Genomic DNA, 25,618 nt, shown 5'->3' with positions numbered 1-25,618 from the left:
GCCCGCGCTGATAGCCCATCTCGGCTAGGGTTGCCAGCCGCGCGGGCCGTTCAGGAACCGGCATCCCCCATCTTCGCCCGTTGTGCCCGGATCACCATGCCGCCGGCAACGCCGACGCCGATGACGTACATCCAGCCCTCATGGAAGTCGAACAGATGAGAATTGAACAGCGAGGTGAAGACGTTCTGGATCACGACCAGGAGCCCGACCCAGTTGGCGAGCCCGTCACCGCGGAACACGAGCAGATGCAGGATCCAGATCGCGTAGAGGACGACGATACCGATGAGGCCCCATTGCACAGCGACATTCAGCGTCTGGTTATGCGGGTTGCCGATCACCTCGGCCGAGGCCTTGTAGCCGCTGCCCGTCGCGACCTGCTCGAACAATCTGCGCGTCGAGCCGGTGCCGTGGCCCTTGAACGGCGCCTCCGCGAAGAACCCGAGGGATTTCCGCCAGAATTCGAGCCGCAGGCCCAGTGAGGTCGGCTCGCCCTTCTCCACGTAGCGCGTGTAGTCGCTGGCAAAGGTGTCCGCAGTCTTGCGTAATTGCGGCGAGGCCTGCCAGCCAATCGCGGCGCTGGCGAGCAGGCCTGTTGCGATGATCGCTATGCTGCGCCACCTCAGGTGGAGCAGCGCGAACACGCCGAACATGATCGGAATGGTGACGAGCGCCGTGCGCGATACCACCACGAAGGCCATGTTGACGAAGAAGCTGAGCGCCAGCGCTGTGAGCAGCCCGGCAAACCAGTAACGCTTCTCACGCAGCAGCATCACGATCGGATAGGCGAGCGCGACCGCGCAAAGCGTGAATTCCTGGCTCTGGTCGATGTAGTTCTTGACGAAGATGCCGCGTTCGGGCGCATCGGTCTTGAGCGCGAGGTTGGGATAGAAGGCGACCAGCCACGACATCACCGACAACAGCGCGCAGGACACCAGGAAGGCGACGAGCACCCAATGGCCGCGCTGCGAGCGCTCGAAATGGTAGAGCAGGACGGGCAGCACGAGCAGCTTGACGGTCGGATTGACCGCATACAGGCGCGCGCCCCAGGGCGCATCGGACCACAGCGTCCCGAGTAGCGCGAGAACGACCAGCGCGATCGGAGCAACGCAGATCGGACGCTTCAGCGATTGCAGGAACACGCGGACGTCGAGAAACGGCACCATGCAGAGCAGCATCAGGGCGTTGAAGATGCCCGCAAGCGACGTCGACCATGGCAGCGAAGCCGCGGTCAGCACCGCGAAAATGTCGACCGTCTCGCGCCAGGCCGCCGGGCTGCGCAGGCGCCGCCCAAGCATCTGGCCGGCCGTCTCGCGGGCGAGCGCCGTCACTTGCCCGCTCCCCGGGCACGATGCACCAGTGCGGTGGTGCTGAAGCCCTGGAGGATTTCGACCAGCACGACCGTCCCGCCCGCGGCCTCGACGACCTCGTGGCCGACGACCTGCTCGCGGGTGTAGTCGCCGCCCTTCACCAGCACGCCGGGCTTGATCTTGGTGATCAGCTCGATCGGCGTGTCCTCCTCGAAGATGACGACGAGATCGACGGCCTCCAACGCGGCTAGCACCTCGGCACGCGCGCGCTCGTCCTGGACCGGGCGATCGGCGCCCTTCAGCCGCCGCACCGAGGCGTCGCTGTTGAGACCCACGATCAGGCGGTCACAGGCGGCACGCGCCGCGGTCAGCACCTTGACGTGGCCGGGATGGAGGATGTCGAAACAGCCATTGGTGAAGCCGACGCGCTGGCCCTGTCGCTTCCATTCGGCGAGTTGCGCGTCCAGCACGCCCGGCTCGAGCACGATCTTCTCCTCGGCGGCGAGGTAGGCGTGCGGCAGGATCTTTCGCCGCAGCTCGGCCGCGCTCACGGTGGCGGTGCCCTGCTTGCCGACGGCGACGGCGGCGGCGGCATTGGCCATGCGCAGCGCCGCGTCCCAGTCCGCGCCCGCCGCGAGCGACACCGCAAGCGCGGCGGCGACGGTGTCGCCGGCGCCGGAGACGTCGCGCACCTTCACCGGGAAAGCCGGAACATGGACGGCCTCGCCGCTGCGCGGCACCAGCGTCATGCCGTGCTCGCCCAGTGTGACCAGGATCGCCTCGCAATCGGCGAGCCGCATCACGTCCTCGCTGGCATCGACGATGCTCTGCGTGGTGTCGGCGCGCCTCCGCGTCGCTTCCGAAAACTCCTTGCGGTTGGGCGTGAGCAGTGTCGCTCCGCGATAGATCGCCCAGTTCAGGCTCTTGGGATCGACGATGACGGGCTTGCCGAGCTTTCGCGCGGCGTCGATGGTGTGGCGGATCACGCGTGCGGTCAGCACGCCCTTGGCGTAGTCGGACAGCAGCACGATGTCGGCGCGCGCGATCTGCGGCAGGATCGCCTCGATCAGTTTCGTCTCGGTGGCATCGGGGGCAGGCCCCGCCTGCTCCCAATCCGCACGCAGCATGTGTGTGGAAAAATGCTCGGAGACGAAGCGGACTTTTCGCGTGGTCGGGCGCGAGGAGTCGCTCACCAGAACGCTGTCGATGCCGGCGTACTCCGCCAGCGCGGAGGCGAGCCGCCTTCCGGCGTCGTCCTCGCCGACGAGGCCGACGAAGATGCAGCGCGCGCCGAGGGAGGCGACGTTGCGCGCGACGTTGCCGGCGCCGCCGATATGGATCTCGCTGCGCTGTGCCGAGATCACCGGCGCGGGCGCTTCCGGCGAGATCCGCGACACTTCGCCATAGACGAACTCGTCCAGCATGATATCGCCGATGCACAGCACCGTACGGCCGCTGATGGCTTGTGCGAGGGCATCGAAATCGAGAATGGGTGTCGGCATGATCGCGGGGCCTCAGCGGAAGCGGTCGAGCCGGTCGAGATAATCCCCGACATAGGCCTTCACCGCATCCTCGAGCGTCGTGAAGCCGCCGTTATAGCCGGCGCGGTGGAGACGATCGACCTTGCTCTGGGTGAAGTATTGATAGCTGCCCCGGATCGCCTCGGGCATGTCGATGTATTCGATATTGGGCCTTTTGCCGAGCGCAGCATAGGCTGCCAGTATCAGGTCCTTGAAGCTGCGCGCCTTGCCGGTCCCGACGTTGAAGAGGCCGGAGACCGACGGCGTCGCCAGCAGCCACATGACGACGCGCACGACGTCGTCGACATAGATGAAATCGCGGCGCTGGTCGCCGTCTTCGATGCCCTCGCGATGCGACTTGAACAGCTGCACGACGCGGCCCGCTTTCACGTCGTCGAAGCGGCGCGCCAGCACGCTCATCATCGAGCCCTTGTGGTATTCGTTGGGGCCGAACACGTTGAAGAATTTCAGGCCCGCCCATTGCGGCGGCAGCCGATCGCCGTTCGCGACGCGCTGGGCAACAGTGAGGTCGAACAGGTGCTTGCTCCAGCCGTACAGATTCATCGGCCGTAGTTTTTTCAGCGCCGGCAGCGAGGCGTCGTCGTCAAAGCCGTCCGCACCATCGCCATAGGTCGCCGCCGACGAGGCATAGATGAACGGCACCACATTCGCCGTGCACCAGTCCAAGAGGCGCATCGACAGGCGGAAATTGGTCTCGATCACGAGATCGCCGTCGGTGGCGGTGGTCTCGGAAATCGCCCCGAGATGGATCATGGCGTCGAGCTTGCGGCCCTCCAGCCAGTCGATCAGTTCGGCCGGCGGGACGATATCCACAAGCTGCCGCTTGGCGAGGTTGCGCCATTTGCCGTCAGTGCCGAGGAGATCGCAGACCACGACGTCGCTGCGGCCAGCCTCGTTGAGCGCGGCGACGACATTCGATCCGATAAAACCGGCCCCGCCGGTCACCAGCAACATTCCACCTACCTGCCCGATTTTCTGAAGGCCCGGTCCTGCCGTAGCGCATGATCCGCCAAAGTGTAAGCGGTTTTGGGATCGGTCCTCAGCCGGCTTTACCTGCCGGCCCGGAGCGGCTAACCGAACGGCCCATAGCTCGCCTTCGGCCCTATTAACAAATGAATATAGATTCGCAACTTAGTGGACATGCAGACCGGGACGACACAAGTCCGATCCTGATCATTCCCTACATGTGGATCGGCGATTTCGTCCGGAATCACACTGTCGTGAGGGTCCTGAAGCAGCGCTGGCCCAACCGGCCGGTCGATCTCCTGACCACCTCCCTGTGCGCCCCGCTGGTCGATTACATGCCCGGCGTGCGCGCTGGCGTCGTCTGGGACCTGCCGCGTGGCCGGCTCGCAGTTGGCCGCCAGCTCAGCCTGGCAAAACTCCTGCGCGAGCGGAACTACGGCACCGCCCTGGTGCTGCCCCGGACCTGGAAGGCGGCCATCGCGCCCGCGCTGGCGGGCATTCCTGAACGGGTCGGCTTCGTCGGCGAGTTCCGGTTCGGCCTGATCAACCACTGGCGCTGGGGCGAGAAAAAATTGCCCCGCTTCATCGACAAGAACGCCGCCCTCGCCCAACCCGACGGCGCGCCGCTGCCTCCGGAATGGCCGGTGCCGCAATTGCGCGTCCCCGCCGAGGAGATCGTCCGCTGGCGGCAAGCCAATGGCCTCAGCGCCGGCGCGGCCGTGGCGCTGGCCCCCGGCTCGGTCGGCGTGTCAAAGCGCTGGACCTACTATCCCGAGGCCGCCCGATTGCTGGTCGAGCGCGGCCTGGAGGTCTGGGTGGTCGGCGGCCCCGCGGAAAAGGGCCTCGCCCAGGAGATCGTCGCTGCCGGCGGCGCGGGGGTGCAGGACCTCACCGGCAGCGATTTGCGCAACGGCGTGCTGGCCATAGCCGCCGCCGGCGTCGCGATCTCTAACGATTCCGGCCTGATGCATATCGCAGCCGCCCTGGGCACGCCCACCATGGGCATCTTCGGCCCGACCAGCCCCTACCTCTGGGCCCCCCTCAACGGCCTCGCCGCGACCGTCGTGCAGGACAGGAGCGTGCTGTCATGTCAGCCCTGCCAAAGCACGATCTGCAAGATGAACGATCACCGCTGCATGCGCGACATCGCGGCGAGCGAGGTGGTGGCGATTGCGCAGCGGGTGCTGGGTGAGACGGGGGCAAGGGCGACGACGTGAGTGGCGCGGGCGCCGATGATGACATCCTGCCAGTGTTTTGCCCGACAAGTCAACGGCGATTCGAAAAATCCGCAAGAAAAACAAGCTCACCGCCAAACCGTTGATTTCATTGTCCCCGGCTACGGTGCATGGGGTTGTTTTCGCACTTTTTGTTTGCACCCACGAAAGCAACGCTCAGAGCAGCGGGCGATAGACCTCGCCGATCCGCGCCGCCTCCGCATCCAGGCTGAAGCGTTCGAGCACCCTTGCCCGCCCGCGCGCGCCCATCGCGGTCGCGGCGTCCACATCACGCATCAGCGGCTCCAGCCCGGCGACCAGCGCATCCACATCGCCCGGCGGCATCAGCACGCCGGTCACGCCATCTTCGACCACGAGTTCGGCCGCACCGGCGCGTGCGGCGACGAGGGCGCTGCCGGCCGCCATCGCCTCGATCAGCGTCAGGCCAAAACCTTCGTTGCGCGAGGTGAAAGCGTAGATCGTCAATCGCTGATACCAGCGCTGCACCTCGCCGATCGGCAATTCGCCGGTGATGACGATGCGCGATTGCAGGCCGGCGGCCGCGATGCGCTGTTTCAGGTCATTGGCAAAGGCCGTCTGCTCGGGCGTGACCTGGCCGACGATGACCGCGGTGAAATCGGGATAGCGCGGCAACAACCGGCACATCGCATCGACGAACACGTCGGTGCCCTTCTGCGCGCGCACGCGGCCGAAGCAGCCGATCGCGTAGCGGCCCGGCAGCGCGGCTTCCGCGAAGGCAGCGGCGCGATCTGTCGGCGGTGCGTAGACGTCGGTGTCGACGCCATGCGGGATCACGGTTGCCTTCACTTTCAGGAACGATGCCGAAATCTCGCTCGTTGCGATGATCGCGTCCATGCGCCGGATCAGCCAGCGCGTGATCCAGCTGTGATGCCGCTGCGCCGCCGAGGTGAACACGAGCTTCAAGGGCCAGCCCAGCGCGCGCAACGCGACGCCGGTGATCATCTCGTTGTTGCGGCGCGCATGCCAGATCAGCGGCGTCTTGCGACGCCATAGTTTCAGGAAATCCGCAGCACTCAGGCGCGCAATCCCGTCCGGCGCATCGGAGGCGAACCACGCCGCGCGATACAGTTTCGCCAGCCGCGGCGCGACCATCCGATTGGTCGCGGTGACCCCGGAATAACGCCTGTGCAGATTTGGCACGATCACTTCGAGATCGCCCGGGAAATTCGCCACGTCATGCTCCGTTTTAGCAGGTCCCCTATACGCAACATTAAGCATAGTGACCAGTTCAGCCGCGCCGATACCCCCTCTTCACCACGCCAGCGCTAGTTTTGCGCGTTGATCGAAGACGGATGAGATCATGACTGTGCTTGTCACCGGCGGCGCCGGCTATATCGGAAGTCACACGGTCCTGGCGCTGGCCGAAGCCGGCGAGGACGTCGTCGTGATCGACGATCTCTCCACAGGTTTCTCCACCTATCTGCCGGAAGGCGTGCCGCTGTTCATTGGCGATGCCGGCGACGAGAACTTGCTCGAAGGCGTGATCGCGCAACACGACATCGAGAGCATCATCCATTTCGCGGGCTCGGTCGTCGTGCCGGATTCGATGCGCGATCCGCTCGGCTACTACCGCAACAACTTCACGACCGCGCGCAATCTGCTCAACGTCGCGGTCAAGCGCGGCATCGGCCGCTTCATCTTCTCCTCGACCGCCGCCGTCTACGGCAATCCGGACCAGGTGCCGGTGCCCGAGCACGCGCCGACGCGGCCGCTGTCGCCTTACGGCTCGTCGAAGCTGATGACGGAGATCATGCTGCACGACGTCGCCGCCGCCTACGGCATGCAATATGTGACCTTGCGCTACTTCAACGTCGCCGGCGCCGATCCGCAGGCGCGCATCGGCCTTGCCACCGTCGGCGCCACGCATCTGATCAAGATCGCGGTGGAAGCTGCCACTGGTCAGCGCGCCAAGATCGACGTGTTCGGCACGGACTATCCGACCCCGGACGGCAGCTGCATCCGCGACTTCATCCACGTCACGGACCTCTCGCAGGCGCATCGCTCCGCGCTGGCGTATTTGCGCAATGGCGGCGCCTCGACGACGCTCAATTGCGGCTATGGCCGCGGCTATTCGGTGCTGGAGACAATCGATGCGGTGCGCCGGGTTTCGGGCCGCAGCTTCGCCGTGCAATACGCCCCGCGCCGGCCCGGCGACATCATGACCATGGTCGCCGACACCAGCCGCATCCGCGGCTTGCTCGACTGGAAGCCGCAATACGAGGACCTCGAGACCATCGCCGCGCATGCGCTGGCCTGGGAGGACAAGCTGTTCCGCGAGCGCCATGGCGAGCTTCGCCACGCCGTCTCGGCCTAGAATCATCCCGAGCGCAAGCCCTTAATTGGGCTTGAAAAACCCCGCTTGAGCGGGCACAGAGGCCCATCGATCCCTGACGTGCGGGCAGGCTTTGTCCTGCGCCGTCAATGGACACCGGATGGCCCAGTTTCCAAAGAAAATCACCGACGATCCCTATGCGGCAGCGGTCCTGATTCGCCGCCTCGTCATGGAACAAGGGGTCGTCTACTGGCGGCGCTACCTCGTCGCCTTTGCGCTGATGGCGCTCGCCGCAGGCTCAACCGCATGCGCGACCTATGTGCTCGGCCAGGTCATCAACCAGGCCTATGTCGACAAGAACATCCCGGGCATCGCGATGTTCTCGGGCATCACGGTGGTGCTGCTGTTCATCAAGGGTGTGGCGACCTACGGCCACATGGTGATCCTGACCAAGATCAGTAACGCGATCCTCGCGACCAACCAGCGCCAGCTGTTCGCCAAGCTGATGCGCGAGAGCGTCGGCTTCTTCTCCGAGCGGCATTCGTCGGAATTTTTGGCGCGGCTGACCGCCGGCGCCAAGTCCATCACCGACGTGCTCAACATGCTGGTCAACGCGATCGGGCGCGACCTGTTGATGCTGCTCGCGATGATCGGTGTGATGGTGTGGCAGGACCCGCTGATGTCGTTCATCGGCCTCGTCGCGGTGCCACCGGCGATGCTGGTGCTGCGCAAGCTGGTCAAGCGCATCAAGGGCCTTGCGCATAACCAGTTCACCGGCACCGCCGACATCCTGGAGACGATGCAGGAATCGCTGCAAGGCATCCGCACCGTCAAGGCGTTCACGCTCGAAGATACCATGCAGAACCGCATCGACGAGAACATCGCGGTCGTCGAGCGCAACGCCAACAAGATGGCCCGCGTCGCCAACCGCTCCAATCCGCTGATGGAGATGCTGGGGGGCTTCGCGGTCGCCGGCTGCCTGATGTACGGCGGCTACGCCGTGGTCGCGCTCAATGCGACGCCCGGCGCGTTCTTCTCCTTCATGACTGCGTTCCTGATGGCGACCGAGCCAGCCAAGCGGCTGGCGCGGCTCAACATCGACCTCAACAGCCAGCTGGTCGGCGCGCGCATGCTGCTCGAGGTCGTCGACAGCCCCGCGAGCGAGCAGTCCGACGACGACAAGCCGGCGCTGAAGCTGTCAGATGCCCGCATCGAGCTGCGCGATGTCAGCTTCTCCTATCGCTCAGGCGAGACCGTGCTCAACCGCATGAGTTTCGTTGCCGAGCCCGGCAAGGTCACCGCCCTGGTCGGCCCGTCCGGCGGCGGCAAGTCCACCGTGCTGGCGCTGCTCCTGCGCTTCTACGAGGTGACGCAAGGCGAGATCGTGATCGACGGCCAGTCGATCAACTCGGTCTCGCGCAAATCGCTGCGGGCGCAGACCGCCTATGTCGGCCAGGACGTCTATCTGTTCCGCGACACCATCCGCAACAACATCGCCTTCGGCCGGCCGGGCGCGACCGAACAGGAAATCATCGAGGCGGCGAAGGCGGCCTGCGCGCATGATTTCATCATGGGCTTCCCGCTCGGCTACGACACGCCGGTCGGCGAGCACGGCACGCAGCTCTCTGGCGGCCAGCGCCAGCGCATCGCGGTGGCGCGCGCGCTGATCAAGAACGCGCCGATCATCCTCCTGGACGAAGCCACCGCCGCGCTCGATTCGGAGTCCGAGCGTCAGGTGCAGGAGGCGATCGAGCATCTCTGCCAGAACCGCACCACCATCGTGATCGCGCACCGCCTGCACACCATCATGCACGCAGATAGCATCCTGGTGGTCGAGGGCGGCGAGATCGTCGAGCAGGGCCGGCATGACGAGCTCTTGCGCCGCTCCGGCCGTTACGCCTCGTTCTTCCGCCTGCAACATCACGATGTCGGTGCACTGGCGCCGATCAGCGCAACCGCATAGAGTTCCTTATCAACCTCAAGAGCCGCGAGACCGCTTCATGAACGCCGCCTCCTACGTCATTCCGCTTCCGCCCCAGGCATCGCTTCCCGTCGTCGGGGAAAGCGGCCGCTATCCGGTGCGCCGCATCTGGTGCGTCGGCCGCAATTATCTCGAGCACATCCGCGAGATGGGCAATGACGAGCGCGCCCCGCCGTTCTTCTTCGCCAAGCACGCCGACATGCTGGTGCCGGATGGCGCCACCATTCCCTATCCGCCGCTGACCAAGGATCTGCATCACGAGGTCGAGCTGGTCGTCGCGATGAAGAGCGGCGGGCTGAACATCCCCGCCGACAAGGCGCTCGACCACGTCTACGGTTACGCCGTCGGCATCGACCTCACCCGCCGCGATCTCCAGATCGCCTCGCGCAAGAAGGAGCGTCCCTGGGAGATCGGCAAGTCGTTCGACGGCTCCGCCCCCTGCTCCGCGGTGCAGCCGGCCTCGAAGATCGGCCATCCCTCGAAGGGCAAGATCTGGCTCACCGTCAACGGCAAGGAAGCGCAGCAGGGCGACCTCACCGAGCTGATCTGGAACGTGCCGGAGATCATCTGGCAGCTCTCGCAGCAGGTGAAGCTCGCCGCCGGCGACATCATCATGACGGGCACTCCGGCCGGCGTCTCGCAGCTCCAGGTGGGCGACAAGCTCGAATGCGGCGTCGACGGCGTCGGCACGCTGAAGGTGAGCATCTGCCAGCCGGAATAGGCTGAGCTCGAGATCACAGACAGGCAAAGCCGCGGACGTCACGTCCGGGGCTTTTTTGCGGCCTCAAGTTCGCCGCTCATGCGCGCCCACCGCGTTGATATCCTTCCCGGTGTAATCGGTCATCATCGCGGTTGCGGCCAGCGTCATGACAGCGCAAATCGCGATGTAGATCGCGATCGCGGTCGCCGAATGGAACGTGCCGAACAGCCAGGTTGCGATCAGCGGCGCCGGGCCGCCGGCGATCACGGATGCGAGTTGATAGCCGAGCGAGGATCCGCTGTAGCGCAGGCGTCCAGTAAAACTCTCGGCGATCAAGGCGGCTTGCGGCCCGTACTGCATGTCGTGCGGAATCAGCGACAGGATGATCGCAAGGAAGATGATGGTTGGTGATCCGGTGTTGAGCAGCGCGAAATAGACGAAGCCGAAGATGCCCGTCACGGCAGCGCCGATCATGTACATGTTCTTGCGGCCGATCTGATCGGAGATATGTCCGCACAGCGGGATCGAGACAAACGACAGCACCGAGGCCGAGAGCACCGCGGTCAGCAGGAAGTCGCGCGAAACGTGCAGGGTGCCGATGCCATAGGAGAAGACGAAGGCGGTGAAGATGTAGAACGGCGCCTGCTCCGACATGCGCGCGAAGGCCGACAGCAGGATCTCCTTCGGGTATTCCCGGATCACCGTCAGCATTGGCGTGCGGTCGACCTGACGTTCGGCCACGAGCTTTGAGAACACCGGCGTTTCGAGAATGCCGAGCCGGATATAAAGCCCGACGCCGACCAGGATGATGCTGAGCGCGAACGGAATGCGCCAGCCCCACGCCAGGAACTGATCGCCCGCCATCTGGCTGAACGCCAGCACGGCGAGATTTGCGAGGAACAGGCCGCAGGGCACGCCGAATTGCGGCCATGACGCGATCAATCCTCGGGATCGGTCGCTGCGGGCCCATTCCATCGACATCAGCACCGAGCCGCCCCACTCGCCGCCAACGCCGACGCCCTGAATGAATCGCAGCACGGTCAGGATCACGGCGCCCCAGATGCCGATGCTCGCATAGGTCGGCACCACGGCCACTGCGGCGGTCGCCAGTCCCATCAAAAGCAGCGTCGCGATCAGCGTCGATTTACGTCCGATGCGGTCGCCATAGTGTCCAAAGATTGCCGCGCCGATCGGGCGCGCGACGAAGCCGACTGCGTAGATCGCAAACGCCTCCAGCGTGCCAACCCAGGGATCGGACTGCGGAAAGAACAGCTTTGCGAAAACCAGACCGGTGACGGTGCTGTAGAGGAAGAAATCATACCATTCGATCGCGGTCCCTACCGTGGACGCGATCACCGCGCGACGAAGCTGGCGCTGATGCTCGGATTCAGTAAGTCGGGTGGCATCAAGGTCGAGTGTTGCCATGGGAGCGTTTCCCTCGGACAGCCCCCCGGTTGCGCATTTTTCACCGATTATTCGTTGAGAAAAAACGAGATCAGGTTCCAAGGGTTCCGGCCGAACTGGAACGAGAGTGTAAAACTTTAGTCGGCCAATAAAGCCGGCGGCGCACGCTGCCGGATGGGTTGGCTCTACCAGGCCTTTACCGGCCGATTGGCGTGGCTCGCCTGAGGCACTCCGCGGTTGAGCGACATATGGGAATGCACACACAGCCAGCCGTCGGCGGTCTTGGAGAACACCATCGTCGCCCGCCCGGGGCGTGGAAACGCGCTGCCATCGGAATGATAGCCCGTGCTCGTCCACGGCGCGATCACGGTCACCATCGTGCCGTCGGACGATGCCAGGATCGAGGTCTGATCGAGCACGAAACGAAAATCGGTCGTCTTCGGCCAGACGTTGTCCCATTGCGTCGCGACCCATTGATCGAGGCCGGGGATGACATCGTTATGCGTGCCGAAGGCGAGCACATCCGGATGGAAGAGCGGCCGCGCCGAGGCATAGTCGACCTCGCGGACATAGCCCGCGAAGGTGTCCAGCCACTGGCGGAAGAACCGCACGATCTCCGTATTCGCGACCGGCAAGGGGCTCATCGCGAGGCGTCGATTCACCGCAACGCCGACAGCACGATGAGGCCGAGGACGAGCGCCGTCAGCGAATATTTCAGCGTGTAGTAGACGTTGCGGTTCCACTCCTTGACCTTGCGGCTGCCGAGATGGATCTCGTAGAGCTTGCCGAACACCTTGTTGAGCACGCCGACATTCTCGCCGTCGACGTTCTGGGTCGCCGACGCCTTGACGATGTGATGGCTGACCCAGCGGTTGATCGCGGTCATGAAGCCGAACTTCATCGGGCGCTCGACGTCGCAGAACAGGATGATGCGGTTGACGTCGGTCGCATTCTCGGCGCTGTGGATGAAGGTCTCGTCGAACATGAAGGCTTCGCCGTCGCGCCAGACGCATTCGACGCCGTCGACGAGAATCCGGCATTTGTTCGAGTTCGGCGTAACGAGGCCGAGGTGATAGCGCAGCGAACCCGCGAAGGGATCGCGATGGGCGCCTAGCTTGCCGCCCGGCGGCAGCATCGCGAACATCGCGCCGTGCACGCTCGGGATCGAGTTCAGCAGCTCCACCGTCTTCGGGCAGAGCGTGCGCGCCGAAGGCAGGAAGTCATCGTACCATTTCAGGTAAAACCGCTTCCAGCCGCTCTTGAAGAAGGAATAGAAGCCCCAGTCGTTGTTCTTGGCTGCGGCGCGGATAAAACCTTCGTCGAACAGGCGCACCGCTTCGTCGCGGATGGTCTCCCAGTTCTCGCTCAGCGGCTTCAGCTCGGGAAACTGATCGACCGAGATCACCGGCTTGTTGGGCACGGCCGAGCCGGCATACATCAGCACGTTGTAGGGTGCGAGGTAGGTCGAGTGATCGCCGAGCTGGCGCGCGAAGCGCAGCCGCTGCTTGCCGCGGAAGTGAACGTAAATCGTCGATGCCGCAAGCACATACAGAATGACAAGTTGCGGCGCAAAAAGCTGTTTCAGCATTTCCCCAATCCCAAGTGACCCAGCCGGTGTGTCGTGTAGCCCGACGGGGCCCGAGCGGCAAGATATTCACCGCCGGGTTGCAATCACGCTGGGGAGAGCCCTCGAGCGGAACTTGGGGCCGAAACCGCCCAAATCAGGCCCGCGACAGCGCCTGGAGGCCCTTGAACGTCAGCCGCTTGGGATCGGTGACGCCGGCGAGGTAGAGACGGCGGATGAAGGCGATGACGGCGTCGCGGTCGCAGTCGGTCAGCGCGACGACGGCGTCGACCGCGATTCTCTGGGCTTCCATTGGGCTCACCTCGGCCTTGCGAGTCACCCCGGCCGAGACAGGCTAGCACCCATCCGTTAATCCGGCGTTAACCGTTGGGCAGGATGGCCGATTCAGACGAGCGGCCGAATACGCAAACAACATTGGCGGGCGGGCTGCCCCGCCCCGGCCTCGGCGATATCCTGATTCCGATGCGCGCTAGTCGGCGCCGGACGTTCTCGCATTGCGTGTCAATGATTTCAGCAATTCGGCCTGCTGTCGCACCAACTCGCACTGCTTCCGCGCATGTGAGCTCGACAACTCGATCCATTGCGAGAGCGTTCTCACGCGGCTCAACTCGCGCGTATACTGCAGGGTCGCGCCTGCATTCACTTTCATCAGTTCGAGCACGACAGCGTGGCACCCAGCGGCAGCTCCGTCCAGGACGTCGCTTTCCGGACTGGCAATATCCTTCGTATATTCTAACGCAGTATGCACGCCCAACTTCATTGCCTCGAGGGCATGCGTCTGCATCTCTTTGGCGATCTCCACGGCGAGAGCGGAGGTGTTGCTGGCACTTTGGAATTGCGTCGAACGCAGCTCCACCTTGGTAGACGGGCACGTCGCGACGTTGTCGATTGCCGCGGGAATGGTCGTCTCCGCAGGCACCTTTCGAGCAGGCTTCTTTCGAGCAGTCCTGGCTGTCCGCTCGCTCCGGAGTCCATCGCCCCGTGAGACGGCGACCGGATCAGGCGGCATCTCCAAGAGGCTCTCGTCGATTGTGCGGCTCACCGCCGCAGTCAGATCCACCAGCGACCGACGTTTGGCGCGTGCGCCATCAGCAGGCTGTCTCGACCGCGCCTTGCCCATGATGATTCGACTCCGCGAAGATGTGCTCCGAAATCCAGCGCCACAGCCCAACGATCTCGTCCGAGGCTTTTCCGTCCGGCGCAAACTCGGTGACGCCCAAGCCTACCCCGAGCGCATCCTGATGGTCGTTGCGCTGTCCAATAAAGGGAAGCGCAAGCACCCCAAGCGAGTTGAGCGACGTGGCAGCTTCACTCAGCCGGCACCCCCGTGTGGGCGTCTGATTGAGGATGAAGGCAAACCGGCGGTTACCCCTACGAATGGCCAACAGCGTAGGGATGGCAGCTTCGATATCGGCCGGGCTCGGACGCGCCGGAATGAGACAGAGGTCGGCATTGGTGATGGCGCGCAGCGCCAGGGCGTTGTTCGTTGCGGCCGTGTCGATGATTGCGAGCCCAATCCCTTCGGCCTGGAGCCGAGATAGCACCGGCTCGATCTCTGCCGGATCCGCAACGCACTCGACACGAGGATAGGAATTCTCGCGACGCTGTTTCCATTTCGAGATGGTGCCCTGCGCGTCCGCCTCAATGAGAGCGACGCGCTCTTCGCATTCCATCGCGGCCACGGCAAGCCCGACAGCCAGCGTACTCTTACCGCTTCCGCCTTTCTGCGTGACCAGAGCAAGCACGTGCACGTCCCGCGCTCCCATCAATGCCAGCGACGCGGAACTCAGGCGCTGTCGGAAGTAAATTGCATGCAACGCAACAATACTACTTCAAGTCGCGGTTCGCCTCAAGCGGTCGACGGGTTCCTCCGGCAACATACGGAGATCAGGAATATTGCATCACGCCGTCGTCGATCCGGCCGAAGCGCAAGGAGACGATGTCGAGCGCGTAGTTCTGATAGAGGCGCCACGGCCGCTTCGAGCCCTGCTTCGGCATCTTGGCGATCGAGCGCTGCACATAACCCGAGGTGAAATCGAGCGAGGGCTGCGCGGTGATCGTGGCATCGTCATTGTGCGGCATGCACTGACGGAAATTATGCCGGTCCATGTAGTTGATGAGCCGGCAGACATATTCGCAGGTGAGATCGCATTTCAGCGTCCACGACGCGTTTGTGTAGCCGAAGGCTGACGCCATGTTCGGCACGTCGGCATACATCATGCCCTTGTAGGTCAGCGTGTTGGCGAAATCGACGGCGCGGCCATCGACGCTGATCTCGAGCCCGCCGACGACCTGGAGCACCAAGCCCGTCGCCGTCACGATGATGTCGGCCGCAAGCTCGCTGCCGTCCTTCAGGCGAATACCGTCGCGCGTAAACGTGTCGATCTCGCTCGTGACGACCGCGGCGCGCTGCTCGCGGATCGCCTTGAAGAGATCGCCGTCGGGAACGAGGCATAGCCGCTGGTCCCAGGGATTGTAGCGCGGCGTGAAATGGGTCGCGACGTCGTAGTCGGGGCCGAGTGCCATCTGCACGCCCCTAAGGATGAGATCCCTCACCTTCGCCGGCCGGCGCCGGCTGAGCTGGAAGAAGAACATTCCCCACATCACATTGCGCCAGCGGATCAGGTGATAAGCAAGCCGCGTCGGCAAATTGCGGCGCAGCTTGTTGGCGACGGGATCCTGAGCGGGGCGCGACACCACGTAGGTCGGCGAGCGCTGCAGCATGGTGACCTGCGCCGCTTTCTTGGCGAGCTCCGGCACCAGGGTCACTGCGGTCGCGCCCGAGCCGATCACCACGACGCGCTTGCCCGAATAGTCGATGTCCTCAGTCCATTTCTGCGGATGCACGATGCGGCCCTGGAAATCCGCCGTCCCCTTGAACTCCGGCGTGTAGCCCGCCTCGTATTTGTAATAGCCCGAGCACATGAACAGGAAATTGCAGGTGAAGCGCACGAGCTCGGGTGCGCCCTCGCCCGCGATGCGCTCGGCCTCCACGGTCCAGCGCGCCTCCGGCGTCGACCACGATGCGCGCTTGACCCGATGACGGAAGCGGATGTGCTGCTCGATGCCGTTCTCGGCGGCGGTCTCGCGCACATAGTTCAGGATCTGCGGCCCGTCGGCGATCGCCTTCGGGTCGGTCCACGGCTTGAACGAATAGCCGAGCGTGAACATGTCGCTGTCGGAGCGGATGCCGGGATAGCGGAACAGGTCCCAGGTGCCGCCGATGCAATCGCGGCCCTCCAGGATGACGTAGCTCTTGCCCGGGCACTTCGTCTGCAAATGATAGCCTGCGCCGATGCCGGACAGGCCGGCACCGACGATGAGGACGTCGAAATGTTCGCTGTCACGCGCTCCCATAGATTGATTAGCGCTCGATCCGAGCAAAAATCAACCACCAAACCGATACACGTGACCTCCAGCACTCGTTCATGAACCGGAATCAAGCCACAGTTCGCAAGTGCGGCACGCTCGGCTGGATGCTCGGCTGGATGCTCGGCTGCGCGCTCATATTATCCGCCAACCGGGCGCGGAACGTTGGATAGCGCAATGCTTCGAGCGGCGAAAGCTTCGCCAGGTCGTAAAGCGGGGTACGCAGCCAGGATTCCCTCTCCTGCCGCCCCTTCGGCACAAAGTCCGGCAGCTTCCTGAGGGACAATCCGTCCCACAGCTCCCGCCGCCGATATAGCAGTGCAGAGACAGCAAAGACGCCAGCCATCACAGCCCACATCAGACTTGCGAGCAACGCGTTTGGCCATTGCAAATGAACTGCGTTCGAAAGGGTCTTATAGTTCTGAAAAGCTGCGAATGCGGGCTTCAGATTCGAGATCTGCATTTGTAGCCCATACAGATTGGACATGACCTCGCCCTTCTCTATGGTCGACAGCAGCCCACCGAGTTCGCAACCTGGGTTGAAGAGCCGCCGCCCTCCACCCAGGTCGCCCATGGTATCGCACTCCGCCACGATCGTAGACAGCGCTTCAGGCTGATAGTTACCCGTCGCGATACTCGATCTCACATTCTGCAGCTCGGCTTCCAAATTTCGGATGGATGCCTGTGATACCGAAGTGCGGAACCAGCTGTCTTCGTCCCTCTTGTCCTGATTTACCTTGTCGATGTTGTTAAGGCTGATCAGCGCCGAATCGACGTATTGTAGCGGCGTGCTGCTGATGACAGTATAATCCGACGGCCAGTACAGCACGAATGCGAATACGAACGCGATGATCGAATAGCTGACACCTGCATAAAGTGTTGTCCTGAACAGTTCGAATGGATTTCTACTGCATCCCACAGTAGCGGCGACCGCCTCACCCGTCGGAGGTGAACTTGCAGCCCAGCGCATCAACAGTTGAAATAGCAGGGTCGACGGAAGCGCCATACCGAACGCCATCAGGAGCATCGCATAGAACCGGCCGCTTCCGCCCTGGTGAACAGCAAATGTGACCAACACCGAGATGAGCGTGACGGCGATCGTGTTGATGATCGCGCAACGAATGACGACATCCGAACTGTACTTCCAGTCGCCGCTGGCTAGCCGCTTCTCCCGCCAGCGGGTAACGAAGAATGCAGTGAGCAGGAAGACGAAAAAGGCCAACGTGAGGTGCCATTTCTGCTGGGCCGACTCGTCATGGAACTGCATCGATCTGATTTTCAGCGCGATCAGGAAAACAGACGCCACGCCACCGAGATAGAACGCCAGATGAAAAATGAAAGTCGCAGGCGAACGTGGCGCCGGCGTGCTTACATTGAGTTTAAGCGACCTCAGCTTGGCATTGACAGCGGTTTCGTTCTCACAGGCGCGCCACAAGATCGATGCCAGGAACACTGCGAGCGCATTCTTGAATGCGTCGATCTTCCGCGCAGCATCTTCGCCGGGGTCACCACGATCAAGCTCCTTGGCCAGGGCATCACGTTGATCGCGAACGAACCCAAATGCACGCTCGTTCTCCGGTTGCCTCATCACCGGCTTGAACTGATCGTCCCGATCTCGCAACAGCTCCAACCGCGAATAGAGAAACTTGGCGCGAAGCCAATTTTGCCTGGAGCCTTCCTGATTGTCTTCGATCAGAGCCTGCGTCGCCGGGGAGAATTCTCCTGCGGCGCGCAGCTCTTCGTCGGCCAGAGGAAAGCTACCGTCGAGCGCGACCGCGAGGTTCGTCACCGCATAAGGGATGTAGGCCGCCTCATGGGCGATGGATCGGAGCCAACCCTCCATCCGGCCGAGATATTTGTCGTCGTCGCGGCTCCCGATCAAAGTGATGATCGATGTCGCCGCAAGTGGCCAAACCGAATTGTCGATCTTGCCGTCGGAGCCGCCAGGAATGTAGGACAGAATTGGTGCAATCGCGGTCGGGCCAATCGCGAGCAAAATGAAGTAGAAGCCCAACATTAAGGCAACGTAGATTGCCAAACCCTTCATATATCTCGAATGCGAAGTCAACGATTCCGGCGCAAGCTCGATGAATTCGCCGATTGTCGTTTTAGCGTAGGTGGGAACCTTGTAATGATCGACCGAGAAAACAACGACCACAAGGACGCCGAACAGGAATGATGCAATCTGCGGACCCGTAATCTGCTGAATGATAGGAGGAAGATACTGCGTCCACATACAGAAGGTGGAGAGAACAGAAGCTGGGCATTCCGTCATCGTGACCTCCCATCGAAATAACTTCCGACTACGTCAGCGGCTCTGCAAAACATTTCGGATTGGAAATGAAACGATCCTCGGGTATTTGCCGCGCCCAATGGATCATCTTACGGAAAGCCTCCGCCGCGGGCTGCACGGAGAATCTGCAAAACTGCGTCTCGGCAGAATCGAGCCCCCCGTTTTCCTGCATCTTGTTGGATGGGGCGCCGCCTCCGCACACCGCGAAGTATCGGCACCGCGCGCGACACAGGTCCACGCCCTGCCGAATCTCTGCCTGAGTTCGGGCGACGAGGGCACTGGTGAAGATCCGATCGAAGTCGTCGATCAGAATATTCCCGAAGTTGAAATTGCGATGCGCCTGTGAGCGCACCTCCATGAACTCCGGCGAGAACGTCGTCACATCGCCGTTTGCAGCGACGACCAGGACGTCCCAGGCGTCGATCTGCTCGTTGCGCAATTGCCCGCCGGCTAGAATCGAGGCGATCCGCTCGACTTCTTTGATGTGCAGCGGGAAGCCCTCGAGATAGGCGCGCTTCATCAGACCGAAAAGGAACCCGGTGATGGCATCGGTGTAGTCTCCGGCATCGAACGAACTCGTCGCATGACGTCCCTCGGACTCATCAATCGAAAACGATACGTGAGAGATGTCGTTGTCGCGATAGAACTCGAAATATGCGTCGACCGCCTGAAGCGACAGTGGATGCAGGACCGTGACGACGTTGGGATGTATCCGCGCCTGTTGCAGCTCTCGCAATGCTTGCATCGCCAGAGCCCAGGTCCCCTTGCCGTTTCGCGTCTTCCTGCGCGCATCGTGAAACTCTCGCGGACCGTCGATCGAGAGTCCGATCTGCGTACCGGTCTCTCGGGCAAACTCGATCCAGTCCCGTCCGAGGCCAATCCCGTTTGATTGCAGCGAGAAGTTGGTCGCCCCTGGCGCCGTCTTCCGCAGCTCGGTGTAGGCGCTTCGATACCAAGCAATGGGCACTGTCGTCGGCTCGCCGGCATGCCAAATAATCGTCGGCGCGGCGTCGCGGGCGATCCTGGGAAAAATCTTGTCGCGGATCGCAGAGACGACCTTTGCACCCATCACGGTACGGTCGTCGCGGTGGCGCAGATAGCAATAGTCGCAGTCGATGTTACAGAACGGCGTTGGCTGAAGCACAATGAGAGCCGGACGCCACATCGTTCAACACCTTCGCCAGACCCCGCTAAAACAATTGGCGAAATTGAACCACTGCGACAGCTGGATCCGCCGCGGACCCGAACCGCCTTCGTCTTGCTTCACATCGGCAGATGCCGCTTCAAGCGCACCTGCGAGGCTGCCGGATTGGAAGAACGCAGCAGGATCAGAGTCGATTGGAGTTGCAGCATTGGTGGGGTTGGCCGCCACCAGAACAAAAGCCAAAGGCCATGCGTCTCTGAAATACGCCATAGTACCCTCCAGCAATGAACGAAATCGCAATGCGAATATTCACTCCCAAAGATTGCAATTACACCGCACCTATCGAACAGGATGTGATGCAGTTCACTAGATGGCAAAAAACCGCGCCGGACAGCATGTCCAGCGCGGCAAAAGTAGGACAAATGTCCTGACACAATCAGTACCGATAATGATCCGACTTGTACGGGCCTTCCTGCTTCACGCCAATATAGTCGGCCTGGTCCTTGCGCAGTTCGGTGAGCTTGACGCCGATCTTGGCGAGGTGCAGGCGGGCGACCTTCTCGTCGAGGGTCTTGGGCAGCACGTAGACCTTCTTCTCGTACTTGCCGTCCTTGTTGTTGGCGAACAGCTCGATCTGCGCCAGCGTCTGGTTGGTGAAGGACGCCGACATCACGAAGGACGGATGGCCCATCGCGTTGCCGAGGTTCACGAGGCGGCCTTCCGACAGCATGATGATGCGGTGCTTGTCGGGGAATTCGATCTCGTCGACCTGCGGCTTGATGTTGGTCCACTTCAGATTGCGCAGAGCGGCGATCTGGATCTCATTGTCGAAGTGGCCGATGTTGCAGACGATGGCGCGATCCTTCATCGCGCGCATGTGCTCGATGGTGATGATGTCCTTGTTGCCGGTCGCGGTGACGAAGATGTCGGCGCGAGGCGCGGCGTCTTCCATGGTCACGACCTCGTAGCCTTCCATTGCGGCCTGGAGCGCGCAGATCGGATCAACTTCGGAGACCATGACGCGGCAGCCGGCCTGGCGCAGCGAAGCGGCCGAGCCCTTGCCGACGTCGCCAAAGCCGGCGACCATCGCAACCTTGCCCGACAGCATCACGTCGGTGCCGCGGCGGATGCCGTCGACCAGCGATTCACGGCAGCCATAGAGGTTGTCGAACTTCGACTTGGTGACGCTGTCGTTGACGTTGATTGCCGGGAACAGGAGCGTGCCCTTGTTGGCCATCTCGTAGAGACGATGCACGCCTGTCGTCGTCTCTTCCGAGACGCCCTTGATGTTCTTGGCGATCTCGCCGAAGTAGCCCTTCGGCTTCTCCTTCAACAGGCGCTTGACCAGCGCGTAGAAGATCTCCTCTTCCTCCGAGCCCGGCTTGTCGAGGAAGGCTGTGTCGCCGTTCTCGGCACGGACACCGGCATGCACCAGCATGGTGGCATCGCCTCCGTCATCGAGGATCATGTTCGGCGTGCCGCCGCCATGCCAGTCGAACAGTTTTGCGGTGTAGTCCCAATATTCAGTCAGCGTCTCGCCCTTGACGGCGAAGACGGGAATGCCGGCGGCCGCGATCGCAGCCGCGGCGTGATCCTGCGTCGAATAGATGTTGCAGGAGACCCAGCGGATGTCGGCGCCGAGAGCGGCCAGCGTCTCGATCAGCACCGCGGTCTGGATCGTCATATGCAGCGAGCCGGCGATGCGCGCGCCCTTGAGCGGCTGCTTCGGGCCGTACTCCTCGCGGGTGGCCATCAGGCCGGGCATCTCGGTCTCGGCGAGCGAGATCTCCTTGCGGCCGAAATCGGCGAGCGAAATGTCCTTGACGATGTAATCGGTGAAGCCGGGCTTCGCGTTCATTGCGAGTATCCTGTTGTTGAACTCGTCATTCCGGGTCGCCCAAAAGACGCGAACCCGGAATCTCGATGTGATGGATAAGGATCCCGGGTTCGCTCGCGTACCGCGCGCGCCCCGGGATGACGCTTAAAACTAGAGCGCGCGCTTGAGCGGCTCGACGAGGTCGGTCTTCTCCCAGGAGAAGCCACCCTCATTGTCCGGCGTGCGGCCGAAATGGCCGTAGGCCGAGGTGCGCGCGTAGATCGGGCGGTTGAGGTCGAGATGCGTGCGGATGCCACGCGGCGTGAGATCCATCGCCTTGGCGACGGCCTTCTCGAGCTGATCCTCCGACACCTTACCGGTGCCGTGGGTGTCGATGTAGATCGACAGCGGCCGCGCGACGCCGATGGCGTAAGCGAGTTGGAGCGTGCAGCGGTCGGCGAGACCGGCGGCAACGACGTTCTTGGCGACGTAGCGCGCGGCATAGGCCGCCGAACGGTCGACCTTGGTCGGATCCTTGCCGGAGAACGCGCCGCCACCATGCGGGGCCGCGCCGCCATAAGTGTCGACGATGATCTTGCGGCCGGTCAGGCCGGAGTCGCCGTCGGGACCGCCGATGTAGAACTTGCCGGTCGGGTTGATATGCCAGATCGTCTTCGGCGTGATCCAGTCCTTCGGCAGCGCCTCGCGCACATAGGGCTCGACGATGTCGCGCACCTGCTTGGAGGTGAGGTCCTCGATCAGATGCTGATGCGACACCACGATCTCGCGCACGCCGACCGGCTTGCCGTTCTCGTACTGCACGGTGACCTGGCTCTTGGAATCCGGGCCCAGCACCTTCTCGCGGCCGGAGTGGCGCGCTTCGGAGATGAGGCGGAGGATCTTGTGGGCGTAGAAGATCGGCGCCGGCATCAGATCAGGCGTCTCGTTGGTGGCGTAGCCGAACATGATGCCCTGGTCGCCCGCGCCTTCTTCCTTGACCTCGCCCGGCTGCAGCGCATCGACGCCCTGGGCGATGTCGGCCGACTGCGGATGCAGCAGGATCTCGACGTCGCAGGTCTTCCAGTGGAAGCCTTCCTGCTCGTAGCCGATGTCCTTGATCGCGCCGCGGACGACGCTTTCGATCTGCTCGTTGGTCACTGATTTCGGACCGCGGGTCTCACCAGCGATCACCACCTTGTTGGTGGTCGCCAGCGTCTCGCAGGCGGCGCGGATGGCCCAGGGATCGATGCCCGCCTTCGGCCCTTCACGATAGAACAGGTCGACGATCTCATCGGAGATCCGGTCACAGACCTTGTCCGGATGGCCTTCGGACACGGACTCGCTGGTGAAGAGATAGGATGCGCGCATCAGTAACCCCTTGTTCCGCCATTAGCCGGCGGGCGTTTGCGATGTTTACTTTTGATGATGTCAATCACGCCGACGCGAGATGACGTAGGATTCGTCGAGAAACCAGAGCCCATTGTACTTGCGCAGCACGTCCCTGGCGGCATCCAGAGTGCGGCCGTTTTGAGTCATTTCTGTCAACCGGTCGTCCTCAATCTGAGCGACATACACCGCCGCATTCCACGCTGCAAAGGCCGTCGAGGTGCCGATGGTGCCGGTGACCTCGTTGGGCAGCGCTTCCATATCATACCTGAAGATCGAACGGTTATCCGCGTAAGCATTAAAATTTAAGTCGCGGCCCACCGATCCAAGTTCATACTTAACTGCACGCAGTAGCTCATGACGGCTGACTGAGAAAGGATTTTCTCCAGGCCAGATCGCCTGGATCATTTCCATGCCCGGATCCTGGCCGTGGGAGTGGATTCCGATCAGCCTGCCGCCGGGCCGGAGCGCCCGCGCCAAGGGTGCAATGATCCGCTTGGCCCGGAAATTAACCGAGGACAGCGCCCGGTAGGGCTGGGATGCGATGACGAGGTCGAAATTGGCCTCGGTCTGGCCCGGTCGCGGAATGGTCGAATCCAAGAGAAACCTGTGGTCCTCGCGATAGAGCACGAGGACGACAGGCCGCTCGTAGAGCGGCATAGCCGTGCGTGGGCTGATCGCGGCGCGCCAGTTCTGCTCCAAGAACGGCCGCAGTTCCGCGATCTGCTGCTCGAACTCGCCCGATGAAGCGCCGCGCAGCGGCACCTCGTGCCAGACGGTGGCCGCCGCCGCCGCAGGCGATGCCGGCGTCAGCCAAGGCGCTTCCGCGTAGAACATGTTGGTGAAGACAAACACCGACGCCGGATGCTCGAAAATGCGGTCCGGCACCTTCTCCAGCGTCAGGCGCAGATCCTCGAGGCTGAGCTCTTTGCCCGCAACATAGAACGGCATGTGGGGAAAGCGCTGGTGCGTTGCGCGCAGCACCCGCGCCAGGACCGTGCCATCGCCGACGCCGGCGTCGAACAGGCGCAGCGCCGGCGGACGCGGATGGATGGAGCTTAGCTCCAAGGCAACCCTGTCTGCGATCACCCGCTTCTCGCTGCAGGTGTGGACGAACAGCAAGTATTTCTGGCGGTTCTCGAAGAAGCGGAAATTGCCGCGCGGGTCGCGTTTTTCCGGCGGCACCTGAAGTCCTCGCGGCGGCGGCACCCCGCCGGCCATCGATGCGGCCATATAGGCCTGGATCCGCTCCAGGGTGTCGATGGTGATGCGCTTTCCCTCGCGCAGCCGATGCACGAGCTTCCCGTCGTTGACCGCGCGCCGACCGAAGGTCGATTCCGCCATGTCCGCCTTGCGGCAGAACTCGGTGATCTGGCTCAGGATTTCGGCGTTTTTCATCGGGGGACGCGGCGGACAGCAGAGTGGGACAAGAGTGGGCAGAGACAGCGAGCAATAGATCCATATCATCGCTTGCCCACTAGGGGAAGGCCGGCGCGCGATTGTCGCCGGGAGGACCATGCCGGGGGACTCAGGTCACCATCTCGACCCGACCGCCACCTCGGCCGATCCGCGCAAGGGGGCCTTCTAGCGCCACGCACTGCGCGCAAATTGTCACAACCAACGATTTCCAAACAAAAGTTCCACAGCCTTTCACTTCGATGAGCGCGAACGCGACGAGTGACCATTCCCACGTTTTACAACCGCGCCAACGTTCGTTAAGAGTGCCGGCTTTAGGGACACTAAATCCGCCAATGAAAACCACTCACAAGATCGGCGCTGCTCGCTTGATGTACCGCGCCGTCCGCGCAGGACGGTCGCTGCTGGGAAAATCCGATCGCCAGATCGCCGTCAGAAACGGCATCAACTACGATCTGGACCTAGCGCAGGGAATAGATTTCGCCATTTATCTCGGCAACATCTACGAGCGCCAAACGAGGGCTACGCTACGCACACTTGTGAAGCCCGCGTCGCTGGTCCTCGACATCGGGGCCAACGTAGGAGCACACACTCTCCATCTGGCTCACCTAGTTGGCCCGGAAGGACGCGTTCTCGCCTTCGAGCCGACCGACTTTGCCTTTCGCAAGCTCAACCGCAATCTCGAATTGAATCCCGAGTTGCAGAGGCGGGTGACACCTTTTCACTGCTTCCTAACCGGCCAGGACGCCGAGCCGGTTCCGTCAGCCATCTATTCGAGCTGGCCTCTCACCAACGAATCCGATTTGCACGCAAAGCACCTTGGGCGTGAAATGCGCACGGAAGCGGCGCAAGCGCGCAGGCTCGACGATGTTCTGGCCCAGTACTCCGATCTTCGGGTGCAGCTCGTGAAGCTGGATGTGGATGGTTACGAATGTGATGTCCTCCGCGGAGCGCCAAAGCTCATGAAGGACGTCAAGCCGATTTTCATCATGGAACTGGCTCCCTACGTGCTCGAGGAACGAGGCACCTCGCTGGAGGAGCTCTTTTCGTATTTCATTCCAAACGGATACCGTTTTTTCGATGAAAAGCGCGGCAAGGCCCTGCCTTCCTCGGCCGCTGAACTAGGCCGAATGGTTTCGGACGGCGCCTGCATCAATGCAATTGCCCGTGCGCAATAGTGTG

At 62.6% G+C, this 25,618-nt stretch carries 22 protein-coding genes; 5 read left to right on the top strand and 17 right to left on the bottom strand.

What is annotated here, in order from left to right; genetic code table 11:
- Positions 1-50 precede the first annotated feature (50 nt).
- The 3 genes from XH85_RS17210 to rfaD are packed head-to-tail and all read right to left on the bottom strand — an operon-like array spanning position 51 to position 3,802.
- Positions 51-1,328, bottom strand: a complete 1,278-nt coding sequence (locus XH85_RS17210; RefSeq protein WP_128932747.1) for an O-antigen ligase family protein — start codon at positions 1,326-1,328, stop codon at positions 51-53.
- The gene (gene rfaE1 / locus XH85_RS17205; RefSeq protein ID WP_128932746.1) at positions 1,325-2,809 is read right to left on the bottom strand and encodes a D-glycero-beta-D-manno-heptose-7-phosphate kinase; all 1,485 of its coding nucleotides are present in this window, start codon (positions 2,807-2,809) and stop codon (positions 1,325-1,327) included. The genes XH85_RS17210 and rfaE1 overlap by 4 nt, the downstream gene beginning before the upstream one ends.
- 12 nt (positions 2,810-2,821) lie before the next feature.
- Positions 2,822-3,802, bottom strand: coding sequence for an ADP-glyceromanno-heptose 6-epimerase (rfaD, locus tag XH85_RS17200; protein ID WP_128932745.1), 981 nt, complete (start codon positions 3,800-3,802; stop codon positions 2,822-2,824).
- A gap of 158 nt (positions 3,803-3,960) precedes the next feature.
- Between rfaD and waaF the strand changes: the two genes are divergently transcribed.
- Positions 3,961-5,031, top strand: coding sequence for a lipopolysaccharide heptosyltransferase II (waaF, locus tag XH85_RS17195; protein ID WP_128932744.1), 1,071 nt, complete (start codon positions 3,961-3,963; stop codon positions 5,029-5,031).
- A gap of 174 nt (positions 5,032-5,205) precedes the next feature.
- Here waaF and XH85_RS17190 read toward each other — a convergent pair whose 3' ends face one another.
- Positions 5,206-6,243, bottom strand: coding sequence for a glycosyltransferase family 4 protein (locus tag XH85_RS17190; RefSeq protein ID WP_128932743.1), 1,038 nt, complete (start codon positions 6,241-6,243; stop codon positions 5,206-5,208).
- A gap of 127 nt (positions 6,244-6,370) precedes the next feature.
- Here XH85_RS17190 and galE point away from each other — a divergent pair, with 127 nt between their 5' ends.
- The 3 genes from galE (at position 6,371) to XH85_RS17175 (ending at position 10,044) form a co-directional block, all read left to right on the top strand.
- The gene (gene galE, locus XH85_RS17185; RefSeq protein ID WP_128932742.1) at positions 6,371-7,384 is read left to right on the top strand and encodes a UDP-glucose 4-epimerase GalE; all 1,014 of its coding nucleotides are present in this window, start codon (positions 6,371-6,373) and stop codon (positions 7,382-7,384) included.
- A gap of 118 nt (positions 7,385-7,502) precedes the next feature.
- Complete coding sequence (locus tag XH85_RS17180) at positions 7,503-9,305, top strand: ABC transporter ATP-binding protein (protein WP_128932741.1); 1,803 nt, start codon at positions 7,503-7,505, stop codon at positions 9,303-9,305.
- 37 nt (positions 9,306-9,342) lie between these two features.
- A complete protein-coding gene (locus XH85_RS17175; protein WP_128932740.1) occupies positions 9,343-10,044 on the top strand; it encodes a fumarylacetoacetate hydrolase family protein in 702 nt (233 codons plus the stop codon).
- Between the two features lie 63 nt (positions 10,045-10,107).
- Here the strand turns inward: XH85_RS17175 and XH85_RS17170 are convergent, their stop codons facing one another.
- The 13 genes from XH85_RS17170 to XH85_RS17115 all read right to left on the bottom strand — a co-directional run bounded on the left by XH85_RS17170 (position 10,108) and on the right by XH85_RS17115 (position 24,418).
- Positions 10,108-11,448, bottom strand: coding sequence for an MFS transporter (locus XH85_RS17170; protein ID WP_128932739.1), 1,341 nt, complete (start codon positions 11,446-11,448; stop codon positions 10,108-10,110).
- A gap of 164 nt (positions 11,449-11,612) precedes the next feature.
- On the bottom strand, positions 11,613-12,071 hold the full coding sequence (locus tag XH85_RS17165; protein ID WP_128932738.1) for a YybH family protein: 459 nt from the start codon (positions 12,069-12,071) through the stop codon (positions 11,613-11,615).
- Positions 12,072-12,085: 14 nt separating this feature from the next.
- Entirely contained in the window at positions 12,086-13,015 is a 930-nt protein-coding gene (locus XH85_RS17160) for an aspartyl/asparaginyl beta-hydroxylase domain-containing protein (RefSeq protein WP_128932737.1), read from the bottom strand.
- 133 nt (positions 13,016-13,148) lie between these two features.
- Complete coding sequence (locus tag XH85_RS45140; protein WP_007612486.1) at positions 13,149-13,304, bottom strand: hypothetical protein; 156 nt, start codon at positions 13,302-13,304, stop codon at positions 13,149-13,151.
- Positions 13,305-13,481: 177 nt separating this feature from the next.
- Positions 13,482-14,132 carry a hypothetical protein gene (locus tag XH85_RS17155; protein WP_164940237.1) on the bottom strand — a complete coding sequence of 217 codons (651 nt, stop codon included), beginning with the start codon at positions 14,130-14,132 and terminating at the stop codon, positions 13,482-13,484.
- The gene (locus XH85_RS17150) at positions 14,101-14,763 is read right to left on the bottom strand and encodes a nucleotide-binding protein (protein ID WP_128932736.1); all 663 of its coding nucleotides are present in this window, start codon (positions 14,761-14,763) and stop codon (positions 14,101-14,103) included. Before XH85_RS17150 ends, XH85_RS17155 begins: the two co-directional genes overlap by 32 nt.
- A 136-nt stretch (positions 14,764-14,899) precedes the next feature.
- Positions 14,900-16,369: a flavin-containing monooxygenase gene (locus XH85_RS17145; RefSeq protein WP_128932735.1), complete on the bottom strand. Its 1,470-nt coding sequence runs from the start codon at positions 16,367-16,369 to the stop codon at positions 14,900-14,902.
- An 82-nt stretch (positions 16,370-16,451) separates the two neighbouring features.
- Positions 16,452-18,656, bottom strand: coding sequence for a hypothetical protein (locus XH85_RS17140; RefSeq protein ID WP_128932734.1), 2,205 nt, complete (start codon positions 18,654-18,656; stop codon positions 16,452-16,454).
- Positions 18,657-18,684: 28 nt separating this feature from the next.
- Positions 18,685-19,839, bottom strand: coding sequence for a cyclophane-forming radical SAM/SPASM peptide maturase GrrM/OscB (gene grrM / locus XH85_RS17135; protein WP_128932733.1), 1,155 nt, complete (start codon positions 19,837-19,839; stop codon positions 18,685-18,687).
- A 3-nt stretch (positions 19,840-19,842) separates the two neighbouring features.
- A complete protein-coding gene (locus tag XH85_RS17130) occupies positions 19,843-20,088 on the bottom strand; it encodes a hypothetical protein (protein WP_128932732.1) in 246 nt (81 codons plus the stop codon).
- Between the two features lie 166 nt (positions 20,089-20,254).
- Positions 20,255-21,676, bottom strand: coding sequence for an adenosylhomocysteinase (gene ahcY, locus XH85_RS17125; protein ID WP_128932731.1), 1,422 nt, complete (start codon positions 21,674-21,676; stop codon positions 20,255-20,257).
- Between the two features lie 129 nt (positions 21,677-21,805).
- Complete coding sequence (gene metK, locus XH85_RS17120; protein ID WP_128932730.1) at positions 21,806-23,002, bottom strand: methionine adenosyltransferase; 1,197 nt, start codon at positions 23,000-23,002, stop codon at positions 21,806-21,808.
- A gap of 60 nt (positions 23,003-23,062) precedes the next feature.
- On the bottom strand, positions 23,063-24,418 hold the full coding sequence (locus tag XH85_RS17115) for a hypothetical protein (RefSeq protein ID WP_128932729.1): 1,356 nt from the start codon (positions 24,416-24,418) through the stop codon (positions 23,063-23,065).
- 353 nt (positions 24,419-24,771) lie between these two features.
- Here XH85_RS17115 and XH85_RS17110 point away from each other — a divergent pair, with 353 nt between their 5' ends.
- Positions 24,772-25,614 carry an FkbM family methyltransferase gene (locus tag XH85_RS17110; protein ID WP_128932728.1) on the top strand — a complete coding sequence of 281 codons (843 nt, stop codon included), beginning with the start codon at positions 24,772-24,774 and terminating at the stop codon, positions 25,612-25,614.
- Positions 25,615-25,618: the final 4 nt, after the last annotated feature.

It is taken from the genome of Bradyrhizobium zhanjiangense (genome assembly GCF_004114935.1).
Classification (GTDB): domain Bacteria; phylum Pseudomonadota; class Alphaproteobacteria; order Rhizobiales; family Xanthobacteraceae; genus Bradyrhizobium; species Bradyrhizobium zhanjiangense.
Note: the sequence above shows the minus strand (reverse complement) of the source record. Positions and strands in the feature narration are given on the sequence as shown.

Coding starts and splice junctions, on each gene's coding strand:
- rfaE1 (WP_128932746.1), bottom strand. CDS start 2,809: ATGCCGACACCCATTCTCGATTTCGATGCCCTCGCACAAGCCATCAGC.
- rfaD (WP_128932745.1), bottom strand. CDS start 3,802: ATGTTGCTGGTGACCGGCGGGGCCGGTTTTATCGGATCGAATGTCGTC.
- waaF (WP_128932744.1), top strand. CDS start 3,961: ATGAATATAGATTCGCAACTTAGTGGACATGCAGACCGGGACGACACA.
- galE (WP_128932742.1), top strand. CDS start 6,371: ATGACTGTGCTTGTCACCGGCGGCGCCGGCTATATCGGAAGTCACACG.
- XH85_RS17180 (WP_128932741.1), top strand. CDS start 7,503: ATGGCCCAGTTTCCAAAGAAAATCACCGACGATCCCTATGCGGCAGCG.
- XH85_RS17175 (WP_128932740.1), top strand. CDS start 9,343: ATGAACGCCGCCTCCTACGTCATTCCGCTTCCGCCCCAGGCATCGCTT.
- XH85_RS17170 (WP_128932739.1), bottom strand. CDS start 11,448: ATGGCAACACTCGACCTTGATGCCACCCGACTTACTGAATCCGAGCAT.
- XH85_RS17165 (WP_128932738.1), bottom strand. CDS start 12,071: ATGAGCCCCTTGCCGGTCGCGAATACGGAGATCGTGCGGTTCTTCCGC.
- XH85_RS17160 (WP_128932737.1), bottom strand. CDS start 13,015: ATGCTGAAACAGCTTTTTGCGCCGCAACTTGTCATTCTGTATGTGCTT.
- XH85_RS45140 (WP_007612486.1), bottom strand. CDS start 13,304: ATGGAAGCCCAGAGAATCGCGGTCGACGCCGTCGTCGCGCTGACCGAC.
- XH85_RS17155 (WP_164940237.1), bottom strand. CDS start 14,132: ATGGGCAAGGCGCGGTCGAGACAGCCTGCTGATGGCGCACGCGCCAAA.
- XH85_RS17145 (WP_128932735.1), bottom strand. CDS start 16,369: ATGGGAGCGCGTGACAGCGAACATTTCGACGTCCTCATCGTCGGTGCC.
- XH85_RS17140 (WP_128932734.1), bottom strand. CDS start 18,656: ATGACGGAATGCCCAGCTTCTGTTCTCTCCACCTTCTGTATGTGGACG.
- grrM (WP_128932733.1), bottom strand. CDS start 19,839: ATGTGGCGTCCGGCTCTCATTGTGCTTCAGCCAACGCCGTTCTGTAAC.
- XH85_RS17130 (WP_128932732.1), bottom strand. CDS start 20,088: ATGGCGTATTTCAGAGACGCATGGCCTTTGGCTTTTGTTCTGGTGGCG.
- ahcY (WP_128932731.1), bottom strand. CDS start 21,676: ATGAACGCGAAGCCCGGCTTCACCGATTACATCGTCAAGGACATTTCG.
- metK (WP_128932730.1), bottom strand. CDS start 23,002: ATGCGCGCATCCTATCTCTTCACCAGCGAGTCCGTGTCCGAAGGCCAT.
- XH85_RS17115 (WP_128932729.1), bottom strand. CDS start 24,418: ATGAAAAACGCCGAAATCCTGAGCCAGATCACCGAGTTCTGCCGCAAG.
- XH85_RS17110 (WP_128932728.1), top strand. CDS start 24,772: ATGAAAACCACTCACAAGATCGGCGCTGCTCGCTTGATGTACCGCGCC.